The organism is Cellulosimicrobium sp. SH8 (assembly GCF_025818875.1).
Classification (GTDB): Bacteria; Actinomycetota; Actinomycetes; order Actinomycetales; family Cellulomonadaceae; genus Cellulosimicrobium; species Cellulosimicrobium cellulans_D.
In genome coordinates, this window is record NZ_JAMXMH010000015.1 from 1 (window position 1) to 16,692 (window position 16,692).

Here is a 16,692-nt window from a genome sequence, read left to right on the forward strand (position 1 = left end):
ACGGGACCAACCTCGTTCTCGGCGACTTCGGGGCGGCTCAGTCCGCGGTCACGAAGAGGTGGCGCGCGACGTCGTCGAGGCAGGTCCAGGAACGACGAACGGCCCGGTCCCCCTGCCGGGGACCGGGCCGTTCGGACGTCACGACGGACGTCGGGTCGATCAGTGGGCGTGCTGGCCGCGGGAGAACTCGAAGACCCAGCCGACGAGGGCGACCGCGGCGAGCGCGATCCCCACGTAGACGAGCCACCAGCCGACGGCGAGACCGAGGAAGACGATCGCGGCCGAGCCGGCGATGGCGAGCGGCCACCAGCTCCACGGGGCATAGACGCCCTGGTCGCCCGCGCCCTGCTCGATAAGACCCTCGGGGTCGTCCTCGGGACGGGCGTCGATGCGCTTCGCCGTGAGCATGAGGTAGGCACCGATCATCGCGACCAGCGCACCGGTCAGGAGGATCGCGACCGACCCGACGGGCTCCCAGTGGCTCCAGAAGCCGTAGACGAGCCCTGCGGCGATGAAGAACGGCGTCCCGTAGAGGAACAGCTTGTACTCGACCTTCACTTCCCGGCCTCCTCGTCCGTCGTGCCCGTTCGGGGTTCGTCGACGATCGTGGTCGTCGTGGAGTCGCTCCCGCTCTCCGCACCGCTCAGGCGGTCGAGCGCGACGCTCTTCTCGCCGCGACGGTCAGCCTCGCCGTAGACCTGCTCGAGGACGTTCGGGTTCGGCTCGGCGTGGTCCATCGCCGCGACCTCGGGGTGGTGCAGGTCGAAGGCGGGCGACTCGGAGCGGATGCGGGGCAGCGACGTGAAGTTGTGCCGCGGCGGCGGGCTCGACGTCGCCCACTCGAGCGAGCGGCCGTAGCCCCACGGGTCGTCGACCTCGACCTTGGGCGCGTTGCGCCAGGTCGTGTAGACGTTCCAGAGGAAGGGCAGGGTCGACGCGGCGAGGATGAACGCCCCGACCGTCGAGACCTGGTTCTCCCACGTGAAGCCGTCCGACGGCGCGTAGTCCGCGTAACGGCGCGGCATGCCCTCGACACCCAGCCAGTGCTGGATGAGGAACGTGGTGTGGAAGCCGATGAACAGCAGCCAGAAGTGCAGCTTGCCGAGGCGCTCGTTGAGCATCCGACCGGTGAACTTGGGCCACCAGAAGTAGAAGCCCGCGAACATCGCGAACACCACGGTGCCGAACACGACGTAGTGGAAGTGCGCCACCACGAAGTAGGAGTCGGACAGGTGGAAGTCCAGCGCCGGGCTCGACAGGATGACGCCCGTCAGACCGCCGAAGAGGAAGGTCACGAGGAAGCCGATCGACCACAGCATGGGTGTCTCGAACGTGAGCTTGCCTCGCCAGAGCGTGCCGATCCAGTTGAAGAACTTCACACCGGTCGGGACCGCGATGAGCATCGTCATGAACGCGAAGAACGGCAGCAGGACCGCGCCGGTCACGTACATGTGGTGCGCCCACACCGTGACGGAGAGCGCCGCGATGGCGATCGTCGCGTAGACGAGGCCCTTGTAGCCGAAGATCGGCTTGCGGGCGAAGACCGGGAAGATCTCGGACACGATGCCGAAGAACGGCAGCGCGATGATGTAGACCTCAGGGTGCCCGAAGAACCAGAACAGGTGCTGCCAGAGGATCGCTCCCCCGTTCTCGGGGTTGAAGATCTGGGCACCGAAGCGCCGGTCGGCGCCGAGCGCGAAGAGCGCGGCGGCCAGCGGCGGGAACGCCATGAGCACGAGGAGGCTCGTGATGAGCGTGTTCCACGTGAAGATCGGCATGCGGAACATCGTCATGCCGGGCGCACGCATGGTGATGATCGTCGTGATGAAGTTGACGGCACCGAGGATGGTGCCGAACCCGGCGAGCGCGAGGCCGAACACCCACAGGTCTCCTCCGAGACCCGGACTGAACGTCGTGTTCGACAGCGGCGCGTACGCGAACCATCCGAACGAGGCCGCGCCCTGCGGCGTGAAGAAGCCGGCCGAGGCGATGAGCCCACCGAAGAGGTAGAGCCAGTACGCGAACATGTTCAGTCGCGGGAACGCGACGTCCGGCGCACCGATCTGCAGCGGCATGATGACGTTGGCGAACCCGGCGAACAGCGGGGTCGCGAACAGCAGCAGCATGATCGTGCCGTGCATCGTGAAGAGCTGGTTGTACTGCTCCTTGCTCTGCACGAGCTGGATCCCGGGCTCGAAGAGCTCCGCGCGGATCACGAGGGCCATGAGGCCGCCGATGCAGAAGAAGATGAACGACGTGATCAGGTACATGTACCCGATGGTCTTGTGGTCGGTGGACGTGACCCACTTGATCACGGTCCGACCGAGGGTCTGCCGCCGAGGGGCGAGACCGGGGATGACTTCGGCCTGCGCGACCATCAGTGCTCACCCTCCGTGCTAGCAGGGACGGGGTTCGGGTCCTGGAGGCGGCTGAATCCCTCGACCGGGATCTGGCCCTCCTGCCCCTTCTCGCGGAGCGCCTCCATCTGCGCGTCGAACTCGGCGCGGTCCACGATCTCGACGTTGAAGAGCATCCCGGAGTGGTGCTCGCCGCAGAGCTCGGCGCACTTGCCGGCGTAGACACCCTCGCGCTGCGGGGTGACCACGAACTCGTTGGTGCGGTGCGGGATCATGTCGAGCTTGTAGAGGAACGCGGGGATCCAGAACGAGTGGATGACGTCGCGCGAGTCCAGGACGAAGCGGATGCTCTCGCCAGCGGGCAGGTACAGCGTCGGCAGCGCCTCCGAGGTACCGGGGGCACCGTCGATCTCCGCGTCCTCCGTCATCGTGCCGCCGACGTCGGCGAGGTGCTGGCCGCTCTCGTAGACGTCCTCGTCCACGTAGTTGAAGTCCCAGCTCCACTGCTTGCCGATGACCTGGACGGTCATGTCCGACTCCACGTCCTTGTCCACGATCGCGCTCATGTCGCGGTCCGTGTAGAAGAACAGGACGAGGACCATGATGATCGGCACGGCCGTGTACATGATCTCGAGCGGCAGGTGGTACCGCGTCTGGATCGGGAGCCGGTGGTCGTCCTTGCGCTTGCGGTAGGCCGCGACGCACCACAGCATGAGGCCCCACGTGATGACGCCGACGATGAGGGCGGCGATCCACGAGCCGGTCCACAGCGACGTGATCCGGGCGGTCTGGTTGGTCACCTCCCCGTCCTCGTAACCGGGCAGGAACCCGCGCTGGACCGTGTCGCTGGCGCAGCCGGACGCCACCGCAGCGACGGCGACGGCGAGGGCCGTCGCCCGCAGGATGGTGCGCCGTGTGCGGCTAGGGGGTTGCGAGTGCAAGGGGGGCCTTTCACGTCACGTCCTGCCCGAGCCCGCCTTTACGAGCCCAGCACAGGACCTTCGTCCTCGACACACGAAGCCTAGCGCGGGATTCCGCCCTTCGTGGCCCGGAACCCGCCGCGGGCGGGCGAGATGCGGCACACGTCATGGCCGGTCAGGACGGGTTCACCACACCCGCGCCAGGTCTGTCAGATCCTTGCCACACCGACACGCCGGACGGTGGAGCGGTACCGTGCCGGTGGAGCGTGCGGGCCGGCCCCGACGCCCCGTCGCGGTCCGCGCGAGCGCAACGATCCGATGCCCCGCGGGAGACCACGGCGCGCCCGCCCGGGCGCGGCCGACCGGCTCCCCCGGCCCGCGCCTCGCCCTGCGACGCGACCGCCAGCGCTCTGGAGACCATGTGACACACACCACCCCTGTTCGCCGGACCCGTCTCGACAACGGCGGGCGCGCGCCCTGGCACCCGCTCGCGCGCGAGGCCTTCGACCGCGCGCTCGACGACGGCTGGGCCGACCCCCGCCGCCTGCACGCGGAGGGCCGCCGCGCCGCCGCGCTGCTCGACGGCGCGCGCGAAGCCGTGGCCGCAGCGCTCGGCGCGCGGACGGAGGAGGTCCACCTCACTCCCTCCCACACCGCGTCGCTGCACACCGCCGTCGCCGCGCTCGCCGGGGCACGTTCGCGCGTCGGCAGGCAGGTCGTCGTCGGGGCCGTCGAGCGCGCCGCCCTCCTGCACGCCGCCGAGCACGGCGGGCTCGAGCGGGAGGTCGTCGGCGTGGACCGCGCCGGTCGGGTCGACGCCGCAGCGATGTCCGACGCCGTCGCGCGCCCGGGCGTCGCGCTCGCCGCGCTCCAGCTCGCCAACGGCGAGGTGGGCACGCGCCAGCCGGTCGCGGCGGTGCACGAGGCCGCACGGGGCGCCGAGGTCCCCCTCCTCGTCGACGCCGGGGCGAGCATCGGCCACGACGCCGTCCCGGTGGCCTGGGACGCCCTGGCCGCCGACCCTGCCGACTGGGGCGGAGGTCCCGGCGTCGGGGTCCTGGCGGTCCGGTCCCGCGTACGACGGCGCAGCCCGTTCCCGGAGGACCCCGACCCCTGGGCCCCCGGCGGGGTCTCCGTCCCCGCGGCGTTCGCGGCCGCCGTGGCGCTCCAGGCGGTGCTGGCGGACCGGGAGGCCGAGGACGCGCGGCGCCGCGCGCTCGTCGACCGGGTCCGCGCGCGCGTGGCCGAGATCCCCGACGTCGAGGTCGTGGGTGACCCGGTCGACCGCCTGCCGCACGTCGTGACCTTCTCGTTCCTCTACGTGGACGGCGAGGCGCTGCTCACGGACCTCGACCGCGAGGGGATCGCCGTCGGCTCGGGCTCCGCGTGCACGTCGAGCTCGCTGGAGCCGTCGCACGTCCTGGCCGCGATGGGTGTCCTCACGCACGGCAACGTGCGCGTCGCGCTCGACCGGTCGACGACCGAGGCGGACGTCGACCGGCTGCTCGCCGTGCTGCCCGGGGCGGTCGCGCGCGTGCGCGCCACGCTGGGGGTGCAGGGCCTGTGACGGACGACGCTCTCGACGTGGTCGACGCGCGCGGGCTGCGCTGCCCGCTCCCCGTGATCCGGATCGCCGCCGCCGCACGTGACCGGGACCCAGGCACGCGCCTCACGGTGTGGTCGACGGACCCGGCCGCGCGGCTCGACGTCCCGGCCTGGGCCCGGATGCGCGGTCACACCGTCGTCGGGGAGGAGCCGCTCCCCCGCGCGCACGACGACCACGACGGGGACGCCTGGGCGATCACGGTCGAGCTCGGCGCCTGACGCGGCGGCAGCGTCCCGGGACGACGCGAGCCCGGTCACCCGCGGTGCGGGTGACCGGGCTCGTGCGGTCCGGTACGGCGTGCACGGGGCACGCCGGGCGGGTCAGCTGAAGGAGCCGCCGCAGGCGCAGGCGCTGCCCGCGTTGGGGTTGTCGATCGTGAAGCCCTGCTTCTCGATCGTGTCCGCGAAGTCGATCGTCGCGCCCTCGAGGTAGGGGACGCTCATCTTGTCGACCACGACCTCGACGCCGTCGTAGTCGCGCAGCGCGTCGCCGTCGAGCACGCGCTCGTCGAAGTAGAGCTGGTAGATCAGTCCGGAGCAGCCGCCGGGCTGCACCGCGACGCGCAGGCGCAGGTCGTCGCGACCCTCCTGCTCGAGGAGGGTGCGGACCTTGTCCGCGGCCCCGTCGGTCAGGTTGACGCCGTGCGTGGCAATGTCGGTGGTCTCGCTCATCTCGTCTCCGCGCTGTCGGGGGCAGTGCTGCCCCGGTGGTGGCCGGCTTCTACGGATCTCTCGAGAGAGATCCCGTCAGGTCCTCAACACCACTCGTGCCGGTCGTGTTCCCGAGTCTACGACCACCCGGCGGCGTACGGTCGAACGGAGCCCGCGCCGCACCGGTGGCGCGGCCCGCCGACGGGAGACGCATGGACCAGTCGCTGCACTTCGTCACGGTCGCGACGCGCGACCTCGACGCCGCGCGGAGGTTCTACGGCGCCCTCGGCTGGACCCCGCAGCTCGATGTGCCGGGCGAGATCGTCTTCTACCGCTCGGCGGCGGGCCAGCTCCTCGGCTTCTTCGAGGAGTCTGCCTTCGTGCGCGACGCCGGCACCCCCGACGCGACGCCTGCCACGACAGGCCTCACGCTGTCGCACAACGTGGGCTCCCGGGCAGCGGTCGTCGAGCTCGCGCAGGCGATGGTCGCCGCGGGCGGGACCGTCCGCAAGGAACCGCAGGAGGGCGAGTTCGGCGGCGTCTTCCACGCCCACGTCGCCGACCCCAACGGCCTGGTGTGGGAGATCGCCCACAACCCCGCCTGGTCGGTCCGCGCGGACGGGACCGTCGACCTCGGCTGAGGCGACCTGGGGCGTCAGCCGCGCGACCACGTCCGCGCGACGCGCTCCACGAGGGCGCGCGGGTCGCCGTCGCCCCACGCGTAGGTGCCGCTCACGCCGGCCGCGGCCTGCTCGCGCCGCCCCGCGACGACCGCGCGCGCCACCACGACCACCGGGAGCGCGTGGTGGGCGGCCCGGGCCGCGACCTCGCGCACCGTCCCGTCCCCGAGCTCGTGCGCACCGAGCTCGTCCGCGAGCACGACGACGGCGTCCACGCCCGCGAGCCGCGCGTCCAGACCCAGGTCGTCGGCGACCACGCGCAGCGCGGGCACGAGCCGGCCGCCCAGGGCCACCACCGCGTGGGCGAGCCCGCCCCCGCTCCCCGTCCCCGGCAGGCCCGCCAGGCGACGGCCCGCCGACGACGCGGCGAGGAGGTCCCGTCCGGCGAGCGCACCTCTGGGGTCACTGGCGTCCGCCGTCACGCGGTCGACGGCGGAGGCCACGTCGTGCGCGACCGCGCCGAGCGCGCGTTCGAGGTGCTGGGCTACCGCAGGATCCACACCGCGGGCGTCGAGCGTCGCGCTCGCCCCGTGCAGCCCGAGCAGCGGGACGTCGGCCGCGACGGCCGCCACCAGGTCGGTGCCGCCCAGCGCGGCCCGCGCGGCGCGCACGACGTCCGCCGGGACGGAGGTCGGAGTGCCTCCGTCGCGCTCCGGAACCCCCGCGAGCGCGAGGAGGGCGCCGAGCCCGGCGTCGTGGCTCGTGCTCCCGCCGGTGGCGAGGACGACGCGCCCGGGCGCTCCGTCCGGTCCGCGCGCGGCGTCGGCCGCGAGCGCCAGGAGGTGCCCGACGGCAGTCGAGGACCGCCCGGGTACGGCCACGGGCCCCCCGTCGAGCTCGAGCACCTCGCCCGCGCCGGTCGCGGGCACCTGAGAGGCGTCGACATAGACGGTCCCGCGCGTTCCGGTGCCGTCCCCGTGCGGCGTCCGACGGCGGACCGCGACCGGGACGTCGCCCCCGTCCGGCCGCGGGACCACCCCGGCGAGGACCTCCGGCGCGACGGGTGCCACGGCGTCGAGGAACGCCGGCCCGGACGCCGCGAGTGCCACGGTCTCGACCGTGGCGTGCGGCGCCCACCATCCCGCGACGTCGTCGAGCGTGGGCCCGGCAGGGGCGGGTGGCGACGAGGTCTCCCCGGCCGGCCACGCGCCGTCGGGCACGGGCGGGACGGTGGAGCCGGTGAGCAGCACGCGCATGCCCGGATTGTGCCAGGGCGGGCGCCCGCCCGGTCCCGGCGGGACGCCCGCTCGACCGCGGCGGCGCTGTGCGACGATGGTGCCGTGAGCACTGGTAGCACCTTGCTGTCGTCCGTGGACGGGCCGAACACCTCGCGCCAGGGCGGGTTCGCGGAACCCAGTCCTTCCGCCCTGCTCCTGCTGGGACAGGGCCGTGACCTCGCGTCCGAGCGCGGGGTCGAGTGCGTGGGCGACCTGCCCGCGCCGAGCGACCCGGACCTCGTGGAGCGCGCCCGGGTGGCGCGCGCCGCGCTGGGCGAGCGGGCGTTCGTGCTCGGTCACCACTACCAGCGCGACGAGGTCATCGACTTCGCCGACGTGACGGGCGACTCGTTCAAGCTCGCGCGCGAGGCCGCCGCGCGGCCCGAGGCCGAGTTCATCCTCTTCTGCGGCGTGCACTTCATGGCGGAGAGCGCCGACATCCTCACGTCCGACGCGCAGCAGGTCGTGCTGCCCGACCTCGCGGCCGGCTGCTCGATGGCGGACATGGCGGCGATCGACCAGGTCGAGGACGCGTGGGACGTGCTCGAGGAGGTCGGCATCGCCGACGCGACGATCCCCGTGACGTACATGAACTCCTCGGCCGCGATCAAGGCGTTCACGGGCCGCCACGGCGGCACGGTGTGCACGTCGTCGAACGCGGAGGTCGCGCTGCGTTGGGCGTTCGACCAGGTGGGCGGCGTGGACGGCACGGGCAAGGTCCTGTTCCTCCCCGACCAGCACCTCGGGCGCAACACCGCGGTCCTCAAGCTCGCGATGTCGCTCGACGACTGCGTCGTGTTCGACCCGCGCAAGCCGAACGGCGGCCTCACGGACGCCGAGCTGCGCGACGCGCGCATGATCCTGTGGCGCGGGCACTGCTCGGTGCACGGCCGGTTCTCCGCGAAGAACGTGAGCGACATGCGCGCGGCGGTCCCGGACGTCAACGTGCTCGTGCACCCGGAGTGCAAGAACGAGGTCGTCACGGCCGCGGACTTCGTCGGGTCCACGGAGTACATCATCAAGATGCTCGACGCCGCGGAGCCGGGCTCGTCGTGGGCGATCGGGACCGAGCTCAACCTGGTGCGCCGCGTCGCGCGGGCCCACCCGGACAAGCAGGTGCACTACCTCGACTCGACGGTGTGCTTCTGCTCGACGATGAACCGGATCGACCTGCCGCACCTCGTGTGGGCGATGGAGTCGCTCGTCGCGGGCCGCGTGGTGAACCGGATCGTCGTGGACGCCGACGACGCGCACTGGGCGCGCGTCGCGCTCGACCAGATGCTCGCCCTGCCGGGCATCTAGGGCGCTCGGACGCAGGAGCCGACGAGAGCCTCGAGACGCCGGGGCACGCGGAGGTAGGCATGAGCACCGGGAACGGGATGAACGTCGGGATCTTCGTCTTCGACGAGGCGGAGGAGCTCGACGTCGCCGGGCCGTTCGAGGTGCTGTCCGCCTGGGCCGAGCACTCCGCGCTCAAGCCGCACGTCTCCACGTTCTCGTGGGACGGCGGCGGCGTGCGCCTCGCGAAGGGCCTGCGGCTGCTCCCCGACCGCTCGGCGGACGACGTCGGTCCGCTCCACCTGCTGGTCTACCCCGGCGGGTGGGGGACGCGCTCGCTCCTCGCGGACCGCGTGCACCTCGAGTGGCTGCGCGCGATGCGCGCCCAGACCCCGGTCATCGCGAGCGTGTGCACGGGCTCGCTCGTGCTCGCGGCCGCGGGGCTGCTCGCGGGGCGGCCCGCGACGACGCACTGGGAGCACTACGACGAGCTCGCGGAGATCGACCCGAGCATCGTGGTCGACACCGAGGCGCGGTTCGTCGACGACGGCGACGTCGTCACGTCCGCGGGCGTGTCCGCGGGGATCGACATGGCGCTGCACCTCGTCGCCCGGCTGGAGAGCGACGACGTCGCGCGCGCCGTGCGCCGAGCGATCCAGTACGACCCCGACCCCCCGGTGTGAGCCGCGAGCGCACCGGCCCGGCGCGCGAGCGTCAGTCGCGGGTGACGACCGCCCTGCGCGCCGAGGCCGTGTAGCGACCTGTCCGGTGCGCCCAGAGGTCGAAGACGACGGTGCAGAACGGCGGGACGGTCGCGGCGAGGGCCAAGAAGGCCGTCCAGAGCGACCAGCGGACGCGCACGGCGACGAGCACGGCGAGGGCGACGTACACGAGCACGAGGGCGCCGTGGACCGGCCCGAAGATCTCCACCCCGCGCTCGGTCGTGCCGGCGACCCACTTGAGGTACATGCCGACGAGCAGCCCGGCCCAGGAGAACGCCTCGGCGATCGCGACCGCCCGGAAGGCACGGACCTGCCAGGGGTGCGCCGGGGTGGACCCGGTGTCGGCGGTGGCGGTGGGGCGAGGGGCGGGGCTCGTCGTCGTCACGGCGCGCATCCTCGCACACGCAGATGACAGGGCCGCCCGGGACTCCTGCGGCGGAGGTACCTGATACCGCTGGTGCGAGGTAGTAGCCTGCCCGGGTGACCCGCCAGATCCAGCTCCTCGTCGCCAGCACGCTGCCGCGCAAGGCTGTGCCGGGCCGCGGCGTCCTCGAGCCGTCCGTCACCCGGATGCGCGTGCACCCGGGCGACCTCGACTTCTATCTGCACGTCAACAACGGGACGTACCTCCAGATGATGGACGTCGCGCGCAGCAACTTCATCGCCGACCTCGGCGGGTTCCCGCTGCTCAAGGAGAAGGGCTGGTATCCCGTCGTCGCGGCGTCGACCATGAAGTACCGCCGCTCGCTCCAGCTCTGGGACCGCTTCGAGATCGCGACGCGCGTCCTCGGGTGGGACGAGCGCGTCGTCTACCTGGAGCAGGTGTTCTCGCGCGGTGGCGACCTGTGCGCGCGCGGCCTCGTCGCGGGGCGGTTCCTCGCGCGCGGGTCCGGCGACCGGATCGCCGCGCCCGCCGTCGTCGGGCTCCTGGGCGGCGACGTCGCCTCGCCCGAGCTCCCCGACGACGTCGCCCGGTGGTCCCGGGCGGTCGACGTCGCGCACCGCGGCTGACCGTCCGGCACCCTGGTCGCGCGCGGGGGTCGGGTGCTTCGATGGATCGGTGACCGCCGACCGCGCCCCTGACCCCGACACGCACCCCGAGCGCCCCGCCACCGACCCGTTCGACGCGACCATGGTCCCGGCCCTGCCCTGCCGGGACATCGACGAGCTGCGCGACTTCTGGACCGCGCTCGGCTTCGACGTGACCTACCGCCAGCTCCGGCCCAACCCGTACCTCGCGGTGCGCCGCGGCGGCGTGGACATCCACTACTTCGGGCTCGACGGGATCGAGCCGCAGGACAGCTACAGCACGTGCATCGTCGTCGTGGAGGACACGGCGCCGGTCTTCGAGGCGTTCGCCGCGGGGCTGCGCGCCCGCTACGGGCGGCTGCCGCTCACGGGCTTCCCCCGGATCACCCGCCCCCGGCGGCGCGCGAACGCGGGCGGCACGACGGGCTTCAGCCTCGTGGACCCCGCCGGCAACTGGGTGCGCGTGATGCGCCGCTCCCCCGCCGCGGCGGCGCCGGCCACGGACGCGGCCGGGGCGTCCGCCGTCGACGCGTACGCCGCCCGCCCCGAGGGGCGGCTCGCGCGGGCGCTGGACGACGCCGTCGTGCAGGCCGACTCGCACGGCGACCCGGTCCAGGCGCGCAAGATCCTCGCGGGCGCGCTGCGGCGCGCCGGGGACGACGCCGACGTGGCCGACCGCGTGCGCGCCCTCGCCTACCTCGCCGAGCTGACCGTCCGCGTAGGCGACCCCGACGCGGCACGCACGCACCTCGCCGACCTCGACGCACTGGCGGGCGCCCTCGGCCCGGACGTGCGCGACGCCGTCGGGCCGACCCTCGCCGAGGCTGCGGACCTGCGGACGGCGCTCCCCGGCTGACCGGGCGAGCGCCGCCGCGCGGGACGCGAGCGCGGGTCAGGCGACCGCGCCGCCGAGCCGGGCGAGCAGGAGCGCCTCGGCGAGCACGACCTTCTCGAGCTCGCCGAGGTGCACCGACTCGTTCGCGCCGTGGGCGCGGGAGTCCGGGTCCTCGACGCCGGTCACGAGGATCGCCGCGTCGGGGAACACCTCGAGCAGGTCGGCGATGAACGGGATCGACCCGCCCACGCCGATGTCGACCGGGTCGGTGCCCCACGACGTCGCGAACGCCCACCGCGCCGCCCGCATGGCCTCGGAGTCGCCGGGGGCGAGGAACGGCTTGCCCTGCTCGCCGTCGCGCACGGTGACCCGGGCGCCGAGGGGCGCGTTCGTCTCCAGGTGCGTGCGGAGCGCGGCCATCGCGGCGGCCGGGTCCTGCCCCGGCGCGAGCCGCACCGAGAGCTTCGCGGTCGCGCGGGGGGTGAGCGTGTTGGACGCGTGCGCGACGCTCGGCGCGTCGAGGCCGATGACGGCGATCGCCGGCTTGGTCCACAGCCGCCCGGCGATGCTCCCCTCTCCAGCGAGCACGGTGCCGTCGAGGAGCGACGAGTCCGCCCGGAAGTCCGCCTCCGCGTAGTCGACGGTCGGCTCGGCCGCCGTGACCAGCCCGGGCACGGCGACGTTGCCCGCGTCGTCGTGCAGGGTCGTGATCAGCCGCGCGAGGAGCGTCACCGCGTCGAGCACGGGGCCGCCGAACATGCCCGAGTGCACCGCGTGGTCGAGCACCGCCACCTCGACCTCGCAGTCCACGAGGCCGCGCAGCGACGTCGTGAGCGCGGGGACGCCGATCTTCCAGTTCGAGGAGTCCGCGACGACGATGACGTCGGCCGCGAGCAGGTCGCGGTACTGCGTGAGGAACGGCAGGAACGTCGGCGAGCCGATCTCCTCCTCGCCCTCGACGAAGACCGTCACCCCGACCGGGAAGTCGCCGAGCGCTGTGCTCGCAGCCAGAGCACGCAGCGCGCCCAGGTGCGCCACGACGCCCGCCTTGTCGTCGGCCGCACCGCGGCCGTACAGGCGCCCGTCTCGCTCGGTCGGCTCGAACGGGTCGGTCTCCCACGTCGCGGCGTCGCCCGGGGGCTGCACGTCGTGGTGCGCGTACAGCAGGACGGTCGGCGCGCCGTCGGGAGCCGGACGGCGCGCGACGACGGCGGGTGCGCCCTCGGTGCCGTCGGCGGTCCGGGCGCGCAGCACCTGCACCTCGGGCAGGCCGGCGTCGCGCAGGAGCGCGGCGACGGCGTCGGCGCTCGCCGCGACGTGCGCCTGGTCGAACGCGGCGTTCGAGACGCTGGGCACGCGCACGAGGGACTCGAGGTCCGCGCGCAGCGCGGGGAACAGGCGGGCCACGGTCTCGCGGAGCGTGGTCGCGAGCTCTGGGCGGGTCGCGGCGTCGGGCGTGGTGCCGGGCGCAGGGACGGTGGGGTCGGGTGAGTTCGTCACGACGAGCACCGTACGACACCACGTGCCCGCCGGTCCTGGGACCGGCGTCCGGCACTGCCCCGGCTCGACTACCCTGGAGGGGTGTTCTCCCGCAACAAGCCCGCCGCGACGTCCGCCGCCCCCGACCCCGTCGAGCAGGCGGCCGAGATCGAGGCCGCCGGCAAGGGCCGACCGACGCCCAAGCGCAAGGTCTCCGAGGCCGCGAACAAGCGACCCCTCGTGCCGAACGACCGTCGCGCCGCCGCGAAGTCCGCGCGGGAGAAGCAGCGGGAGATGCGCGACCGCCAGTACCAGGCGATGCAGACGGGCGACGAGCGCTACCTGCCGCCCCGCGACAAGGGCCCGGTCAAGCGGTACGTGCGCGAGTACGTCGACGCGCGCTGGAACCTCGGCGAGTTCTTCCTCCCCGTCGCGCTGGTGTTCATCGTCTTCTCGTTCCTCACCGCGCAGAACCAGGACCTCGCATTCCTCACGGTGATGACGCTCTACGTCATCGTGCTGCTGACCGTCGTGGACGGCTTCATCATGTGGCGCCGCCTCCGCAAGCGCCTGCTCGCGAAGTTTGGCGAGATCCCCAAGGGCACCGTCATGTACGCCGTCATGCGCGCCTTCCAGCTCCGCCGCGCACGTCTGCCCAAGCCGACGCACAAGAAGCACGGCGTCTTCCCGGAGTAGCGGTCCGCTCCCGGCCACCCGGTCCCCCGTCCCCCTCCGCCACGCGCTCGCGACCCCGCGACCCGAGGACACGCCCCCGCTCCCGCTCCGGCTCGGCATGGGTCGTCGAGGAGCTGCGGTCGTGAAGCGACTGCGACGGCGACCTGGGGTCGGTGTACACGCGCCACGAGGTCCTCGCCCTCCTCGCCGACCGGCTGGGCGGCAGGAATCGTCGGGGCCGGTGCCCGCGCCTACCGCGCGAACGCCGCGATCCCCGCGAGCGGCTCGCCCGTTACGTCGGCGTGCCGTCCGGGTTCTCCGTCTTCGCCGGCGACGTCGTCCGGCCCCCGCGCGCGTCGCTCGACCACGGCGCGAGAACCGTCTACGCCACCGAGCCACCCTGGGACGGCCACTTCGCCCCGTTCGAGCAGCCCGAGAGCTACGCCCACGAGCTGCGGTCGTTCGTCGAGGTGTCGGCGACGACCGCCGATCGTCGCTGAGCGGGTACCGGTCGCTCCTGCGCCGAGCATCGTCGTGCGCGGGGACCTAGGTCCCCTCCTGGCCCGCAACCTCGCGGGTACCGGGTGCCTGGGTACGTGTTTCCACGCACCCGAGCCGCCCACGGGCGTCCCTGCGCGGTGATATCGAGGACGTCGCCCTCGCGGCGACCGGCACGGGCCCTCGCGTGACCCGGCCGGCATCAGGCCCTGCCTGTCCTCGCCTACTCCTGGAGAACCGATGCAGCCCACTCGAAGCCTCGCACGCGCGCTGACGGCGACCGTCGGAACGATGAGCTCCGCGATCGGCGCGATGCGCCGCGTGCCCCACCGCCCCACCGCCGTGCTCCCTCCGGCGCGAGACGTCGACCACCGTCGCGTCGCGGGGACGGCGGAGGGGATCGTCGCCCACACCGTGCCGGGGACGACCCACATCCGGTTGTCCGGCGAGATCGACGCGGCCCGCCTCGGCGAGGCCCTCGGTGCCCTCGCCGCGCTCGACGCCGCCGAGCCCGGTGCACCGGTCGTCCTGGACGCGCGCGACGTCACCTTCATGGACTCCACCGGGGTGGCGTTCATCGAGACGGTGCACCGCACGTGCGCTGCGACCGGCACGCCCGTCCACCTCCTCGACCCGCCCGCCAGCGTGACCGACGTCCTCGCCCTCGTCGGTCTCGAGCAGGCCGTACCGACCGTCCGCACCGCCCGATCACGACCCTCGCGACGGCCTCACCGGGGGCATCGCAGCTTCTGCACGTCAGGGCCCCGGGCCTGACGGCCCGGCCGGTCGCCACGGATCCGACCCGGCACGCGCGCACCGGGCGGGCCCGGGCGCGACCCACCGCACCTCCCCCTACCATCGGAGGATGGTGGCGACTCCGGTCACACGGGTGGGCATCGTCGAGGACGAGTCCCTCGTGCGAGGGATGCTCGAGCAGACCCTCTCGGCCGAGGAGTCGCTCCGCGTCGTCCACGCCGTCCCCGGCGTCGCGGAGGCGCGGCTCGTCTTCGCCCCGGGGACGTGCGACGTCGCGCTGCTCGACGTCAACCTCCCGGACGGGAACGGGGTCGCCCTCGGCCTGGCTCTCCAGCGCGCGGACCCGGACCTCGCCGTGATGCTGCTGTCCGGAGAGGACGTCATGGGACTGTTCACCTCCGTGCAGGACCAGGCGACCCGGCCCTGGAGCTACCTGTCGAAGCGATCGACGTTCGCTCGCGACGTGCTCGTGCGCGCGGTCGCCGCCACCGCGCGGGGCGAGGTCGTGCTCGACCCCTACCTCGTCCGCCGGTCGACCCCGCGCGCCGGAACCTCCGTCGCCGGACTGACACCCGCGCAGTTCGGCGTGCTCCGCCTCGTCGCCGAGGGTCTGTCCAACCAGGCGGCCGCGGACCGGCTCGGGATCAGCGAGCGATCGGTCGAGAGCCACCTGAAGGCGATCTACCAGCGGCTGGGGATCGACGGCGGCGACCACAACCGCCGTGTCGCCGCGGTCCTGGCGTTCCTCGACGGGACGGGCCGGTCGTGGCGGACATGAGCGGGCACGCGCCCGGGACACCGACCGCCGGCAGCGACCGACCGGTGGACGACGCTCGTGCTCGTGACGGGTTGCGCGTCGCGATCCTCGTCGCGGCCGCGAACTTCTCCCTCTACGCCGTCGTCTCGCTGGCCGGCTGGGCGGGCTGGGGCGGGCTCCAGGACGCGCTCACCCACGAACGCCGCCTCGTCGGTGTCGTCGGCGAGGGGATCGCGGTCATCCTCGTGAACCTGGCCTACGGCGGGCTCGTGCTCGCCGGCTCCCTCGGGCTCCACGCGCTGTCGCGGGGCTGGCCGGGCCGGTTCCTCGTCGTCACCGCCGTCGCGACCGTCGCCTCGGTACCCCGGATCCTCGCGCTGGCGGCCCTGACGAGCACGCCCGACAGCTCGATCTACGTGACGGCCGTGGGGCTCCTCGGGCTCTTCTCCGGGATCGTCGGCATGATGACCGCGCTGTTCGCCGCGACGCTCTTCGACCGTGCCCGCACCGAGGAGCGACGGCGAGAGGTCGAGGCGCGGCGCGCCACCCAGGCCGTCGAGGAGCTCCAGGAAGAGGAGATCCGGGTGCGACGTCTCGTCTTCGACCAGCTCCACGGAACGCTCCAGTACCACCTCGTCACCGTCACCGCCGGGCTCGACCGGATCGCCGAACAGCTCGACGCGGCGGACGACGCGTCGTCGGCCGGGGACGTGCGCCACTGGGCCGAGAAGCTCGAGGAGATCCGCGAGCAGGACGTCCGGTCGCTGAGCCATACGGTCTTCCCGACCGGGGCGGACGTCGGGACCGAGGCGGCGATCGAGATGCTCCTGCGCCGCCTGCCGCCCCAGGTGGACGCCTCCATCGATCTCGGGCCCGACTACCGGTCCCTCCGCCGCGAGGGGGCCCGTATGCCGATGGCTGAGCGGCTCGTCGCGATCTGCACCGTCGAGGAGGCCGTGACGAACGCCCTCAAGCACGGACGGGCGAACAGCGTCCGGGTCCATGCGGACGCGCACCCCACCGCGGAGCCCGGCACGTGGGTCTTCGAGACGGTCGTCGACGACGACGGCACCGGTCCGGACCAGACCGATCCGGTTCTCCACGGGCTGCGTCGGCACCACGACCGCATCACGCACCGGGGCGGCTCGCTCACCCTGGGGACCAACCCCGACGGCGGCGGCCGGCTGGCGTTCAGCCTGCCGTTCGCCGTCGAGCGGCCGGACTGACCTGGCC

19 protein-coding genes are annotated in these 16,692 nt (G+C 73.4%); 12 read left to right on the forward strand and 7 right to left on the reverse strand.

Annotated elements, in window-relative coordinates; all coding sequences use genetic code 11:
- Positions 1-159: 159 nt before the first annotated feature.
- From NF338_RS19540 to coxB, 3 genes are read right to left on the reverse strand one after another with little or no spacing between them, the layout of a single operon-like run.
- On the reverse strand, positions 160-558 hold the full coding sequence (locus tag NF338_RS19540; protein ID WP_047234280.1) for a cytochrome c oxidase subunit 4: 399 nt from the start codon (positions 556-558) through the stop codon (positions 160-162).
- A complete protein-coding gene (gene ctaD, locus NF338_RS19545) occupies positions 555-2,378 on the reverse strand; it encodes a cytochrome c oxidase subunit I (RefSeq protein ID WP_264032285.1) in 1,824 nt (607 codons plus the stop codon). Before ctaD ends, NF338_RS19540 begins: the two co-directional genes overlap by 4 nt.
- Positions 2,378-3,298 (reverse strand): cytochrome c oxidase subunit II, encoded by a 921-nt coding sequence (coxB, locus tag NF338_RS19550; RefSeq protein ID WP_264032286.1) that lies wholly within the window; start codon positions 3,296-3,298, stop codon positions 2,378-2,380. The genes ctaD and coxB overlap by 1 nt, the downstream gene beginning before the upstream one ends.
- Before the next feature lie 400 nt (positions 3,299-3,698).
- Here coxB and NF338_RS19555 point away from each other — a divergent pair, with 400 nt between their 5' ends.
- Positions 3,699-4,844 (forward strand): cysteine desulfurase family protein, encoded by a 1,146-nt coding sequence (locus NF338_RS19555; protein WP_264032287.1) that lies wholly within the window; start codon positions 3,699-3,701, stop codon positions 4,842-4,844.
- Positions 4,841-5,101 (forward strand): sulfurtransferase TusA family protein, encoded by a 261-nt coding sequence (locus NF338_RS19560; protein WP_264032288.1) that lies wholly within the window; start codon positions 4,841-4,843, stop codon positions 5,099-5,101. The genes NF338_RS19555 and NF338_RS19560 overlap by 4 nt, the downstream gene beginning before the upstream one ends.
- 102 nt (positions 5,102-5,203) lie before the next feature.
- Here NF338_RS19560 and erpA read toward each other — a convergent pair whose 3' ends face one another.
- Complete coding sequence (gene erpA, locus NF338_RS19565) at positions 5,204-5,554, reverse strand: iron-sulfur cluster insertion protein ErpA (protein WP_047234275.1); 351 nt, start codon at positions 5,552-5,554, stop codon at positions 5,204-5,206.
- 191 nt (positions 5,555-5,745) lie between these two features.
- Here erpA and NF338_RS19570 point away from each other — a divergent pair, with 191 nt between their 5' ends.
- Positions 5,746-6,174: a VOC family protein gene (locus NF338_RS19570; RefSeq protein WP_264032289.1), complete on the forward strand. Its 429-nt coding sequence runs from the start codon at positions 5,746-5,748 to the stop codon at positions 6,172-6,174.
- Between the two features lie 14 nt (positions 6,175-6,188).
- On the opposite strand, the gene NF338_RS19575 is transcribed toward NF338_RS19570, so the two are convergent.
- A complete protein-coding gene (locus NF338_RS19575; RefSeq protein ID WP_264032290.1) occupies positions 6,189-7,409 on the reverse strand; it encodes a glycerate kinase in 1,221 nt (406 codons plus the stop codon).
- A gap of 114 nt (positions 7,410-7,523) precedes the next feature.
- Between NF338_RS19575 and nadA the strand changes: the two genes are divergently transcribed.
- Positions 7,524-8,732, forward strand: a complete 1,209-nt coding sequence (nadA, locus tag NF338_RS19580; RefSeq protein WP_264032370.1) for a quinolinate synthase NadA — start codon at positions 7,524-7,526, stop codon at positions 8,730-8,732.
- A gap of 59 nt (positions 8,733-8,791) precedes the next feature.
- On the forward strand, positions 8,792-9,391 hold the full coding sequence (locus NF338_RS19585; protein ID WP_264032291.1) for a DJ-1/PfpI family protein: 600 nt from the start codon (positions 8,792-8,794) through the stop codon (positions 9,389-9,391).
- A gap of 31 nt (positions 9,392-9,422) precedes the next feature.
- Here the strand turns inward: NF338_RS19585 and NF338_RS19590 are convergent, their stop codons facing one another.
- Positions 9,423-9,815: a DUF3817 domain-containing protein gene (locus NF338_RS19590; protein ID WP_264032292.1), complete on the reverse strand. Its 393-nt coding sequence runs from the start codon at positions 9,813-9,815 to the stop codon at positions 9,423-9,425.
- Between the two features lie 95 nt (positions 9,816-9,910).
- Between NF338_RS19590 and NF338_RS19595 the strand changes: the two genes are divergently transcribed.
- Entirely contained in the window at positions 9,911-10,441 is a 531-nt protein-coding gene (locus NF338_RS19595; protein ID WP_264032293.1) for an acyl-CoA thioesterase, read from the forward strand.
- A 49-nt stretch (positions 10,442-10,490) separates the two neighbouring features.
- Positions 10,491-11,315 carry a hypothetical protein gene (locus NF338_RS19600; RefSeq protein WP_264032294.1) on the forward strand — a complete coding sequence of 275 codons (825 nt, stop codon included), beginning with the start codon at positions 10,491-10,493 and terminating at the stop codon, positions 11,313-11,315.
- A gap of 36 nt (positions 11,316-11,351) precedes the next feature.
- On the opposite strand, the gene NF338_RS19605 is transcribed toward NF338_RS19600, so the two are convergent.
- The gene (locus NF338_RS19605) at positions 11,352-12,794 is read right to left on the reverse strand and encodes a dipeptidase (protein ID WP_264032295.1); all 1,443 of its coding nucleotides are present in this window, start codon (positions 12,792-12,794) and stop codon (positions 11,352-11,354) included.
- Positions 12,795-12,875: 81 nt separating this feature from the next.
- Here NF338_RS19605 and NF338_RS19610 point away from each other — a divergent pair, with 81 nt between their 5' ends.
- The 5 genes from NF338_RS19610 to NF338_RS19630 all read left to right on the forward strand — a co-directional run bounded on the left by NF338_RS19610 (position 12,876) and on the right by NF338_RS19630 (position 16,685).
- Positions 12,876-13,469: a DUF3043 domain-containing protein gene (locus NF338_RS19610; protein WP_264032296.1), complete on the forward strand. Its 594-nt coding sequence runs from the start codon at positions 12,876-12,878 to the stop codon at positions 13,467-13,469.
- 152 nt (positions 13,470-13,621) lie between these two features.
- Positions 13,622-13,948 (forward strand): hypothetical protein, encoded by a 327-nt coding sequence (locus NF338_RS19615; RefSeq protein WP_264032297.1) that lies wholly within the window; start codon positions 13,622-13,624, stop codon positions 13,946-13,948.
- Positions 13,949-14,237: 289 nt separating this feature from the next.
- A complete protein-coding gene (locus NF338_RS19620; protein ID WP_264032298.1) occupies positions 14,238-14,720 on the forward strand; it encodes an STAS domain-containing protein in 483 nt (160 codons plus the stop codon).
- A 91-nt stretch (positions 14,721-14,811) separates the two neighbouring features.
- Positions 14,812-15,480, forward strand: a complete 669-nt coding sequence (locus tag NF338_RS19625; RefSeq protein WP_264032299.1) for a response regulator transcription factor — start codon at positions 14,812-14,814, stop codon at positions 15,478-15,480.
- Entirely contained in the window at positions 15,468-16,685 is a 1,218-nt protein-coding gene (locus NF338_RS19630; RefSeq protein ID WP_264032300.1) for a sensor histidine kinase, read from the forward strand. Before NF338_RS19625 ends, NF338_RS19630 begins: the two co-directional genes overlap by 13 nt.
- The last annotated feature ends 7 nt before the right edge of the window (positions 16,686-16,692 follow it).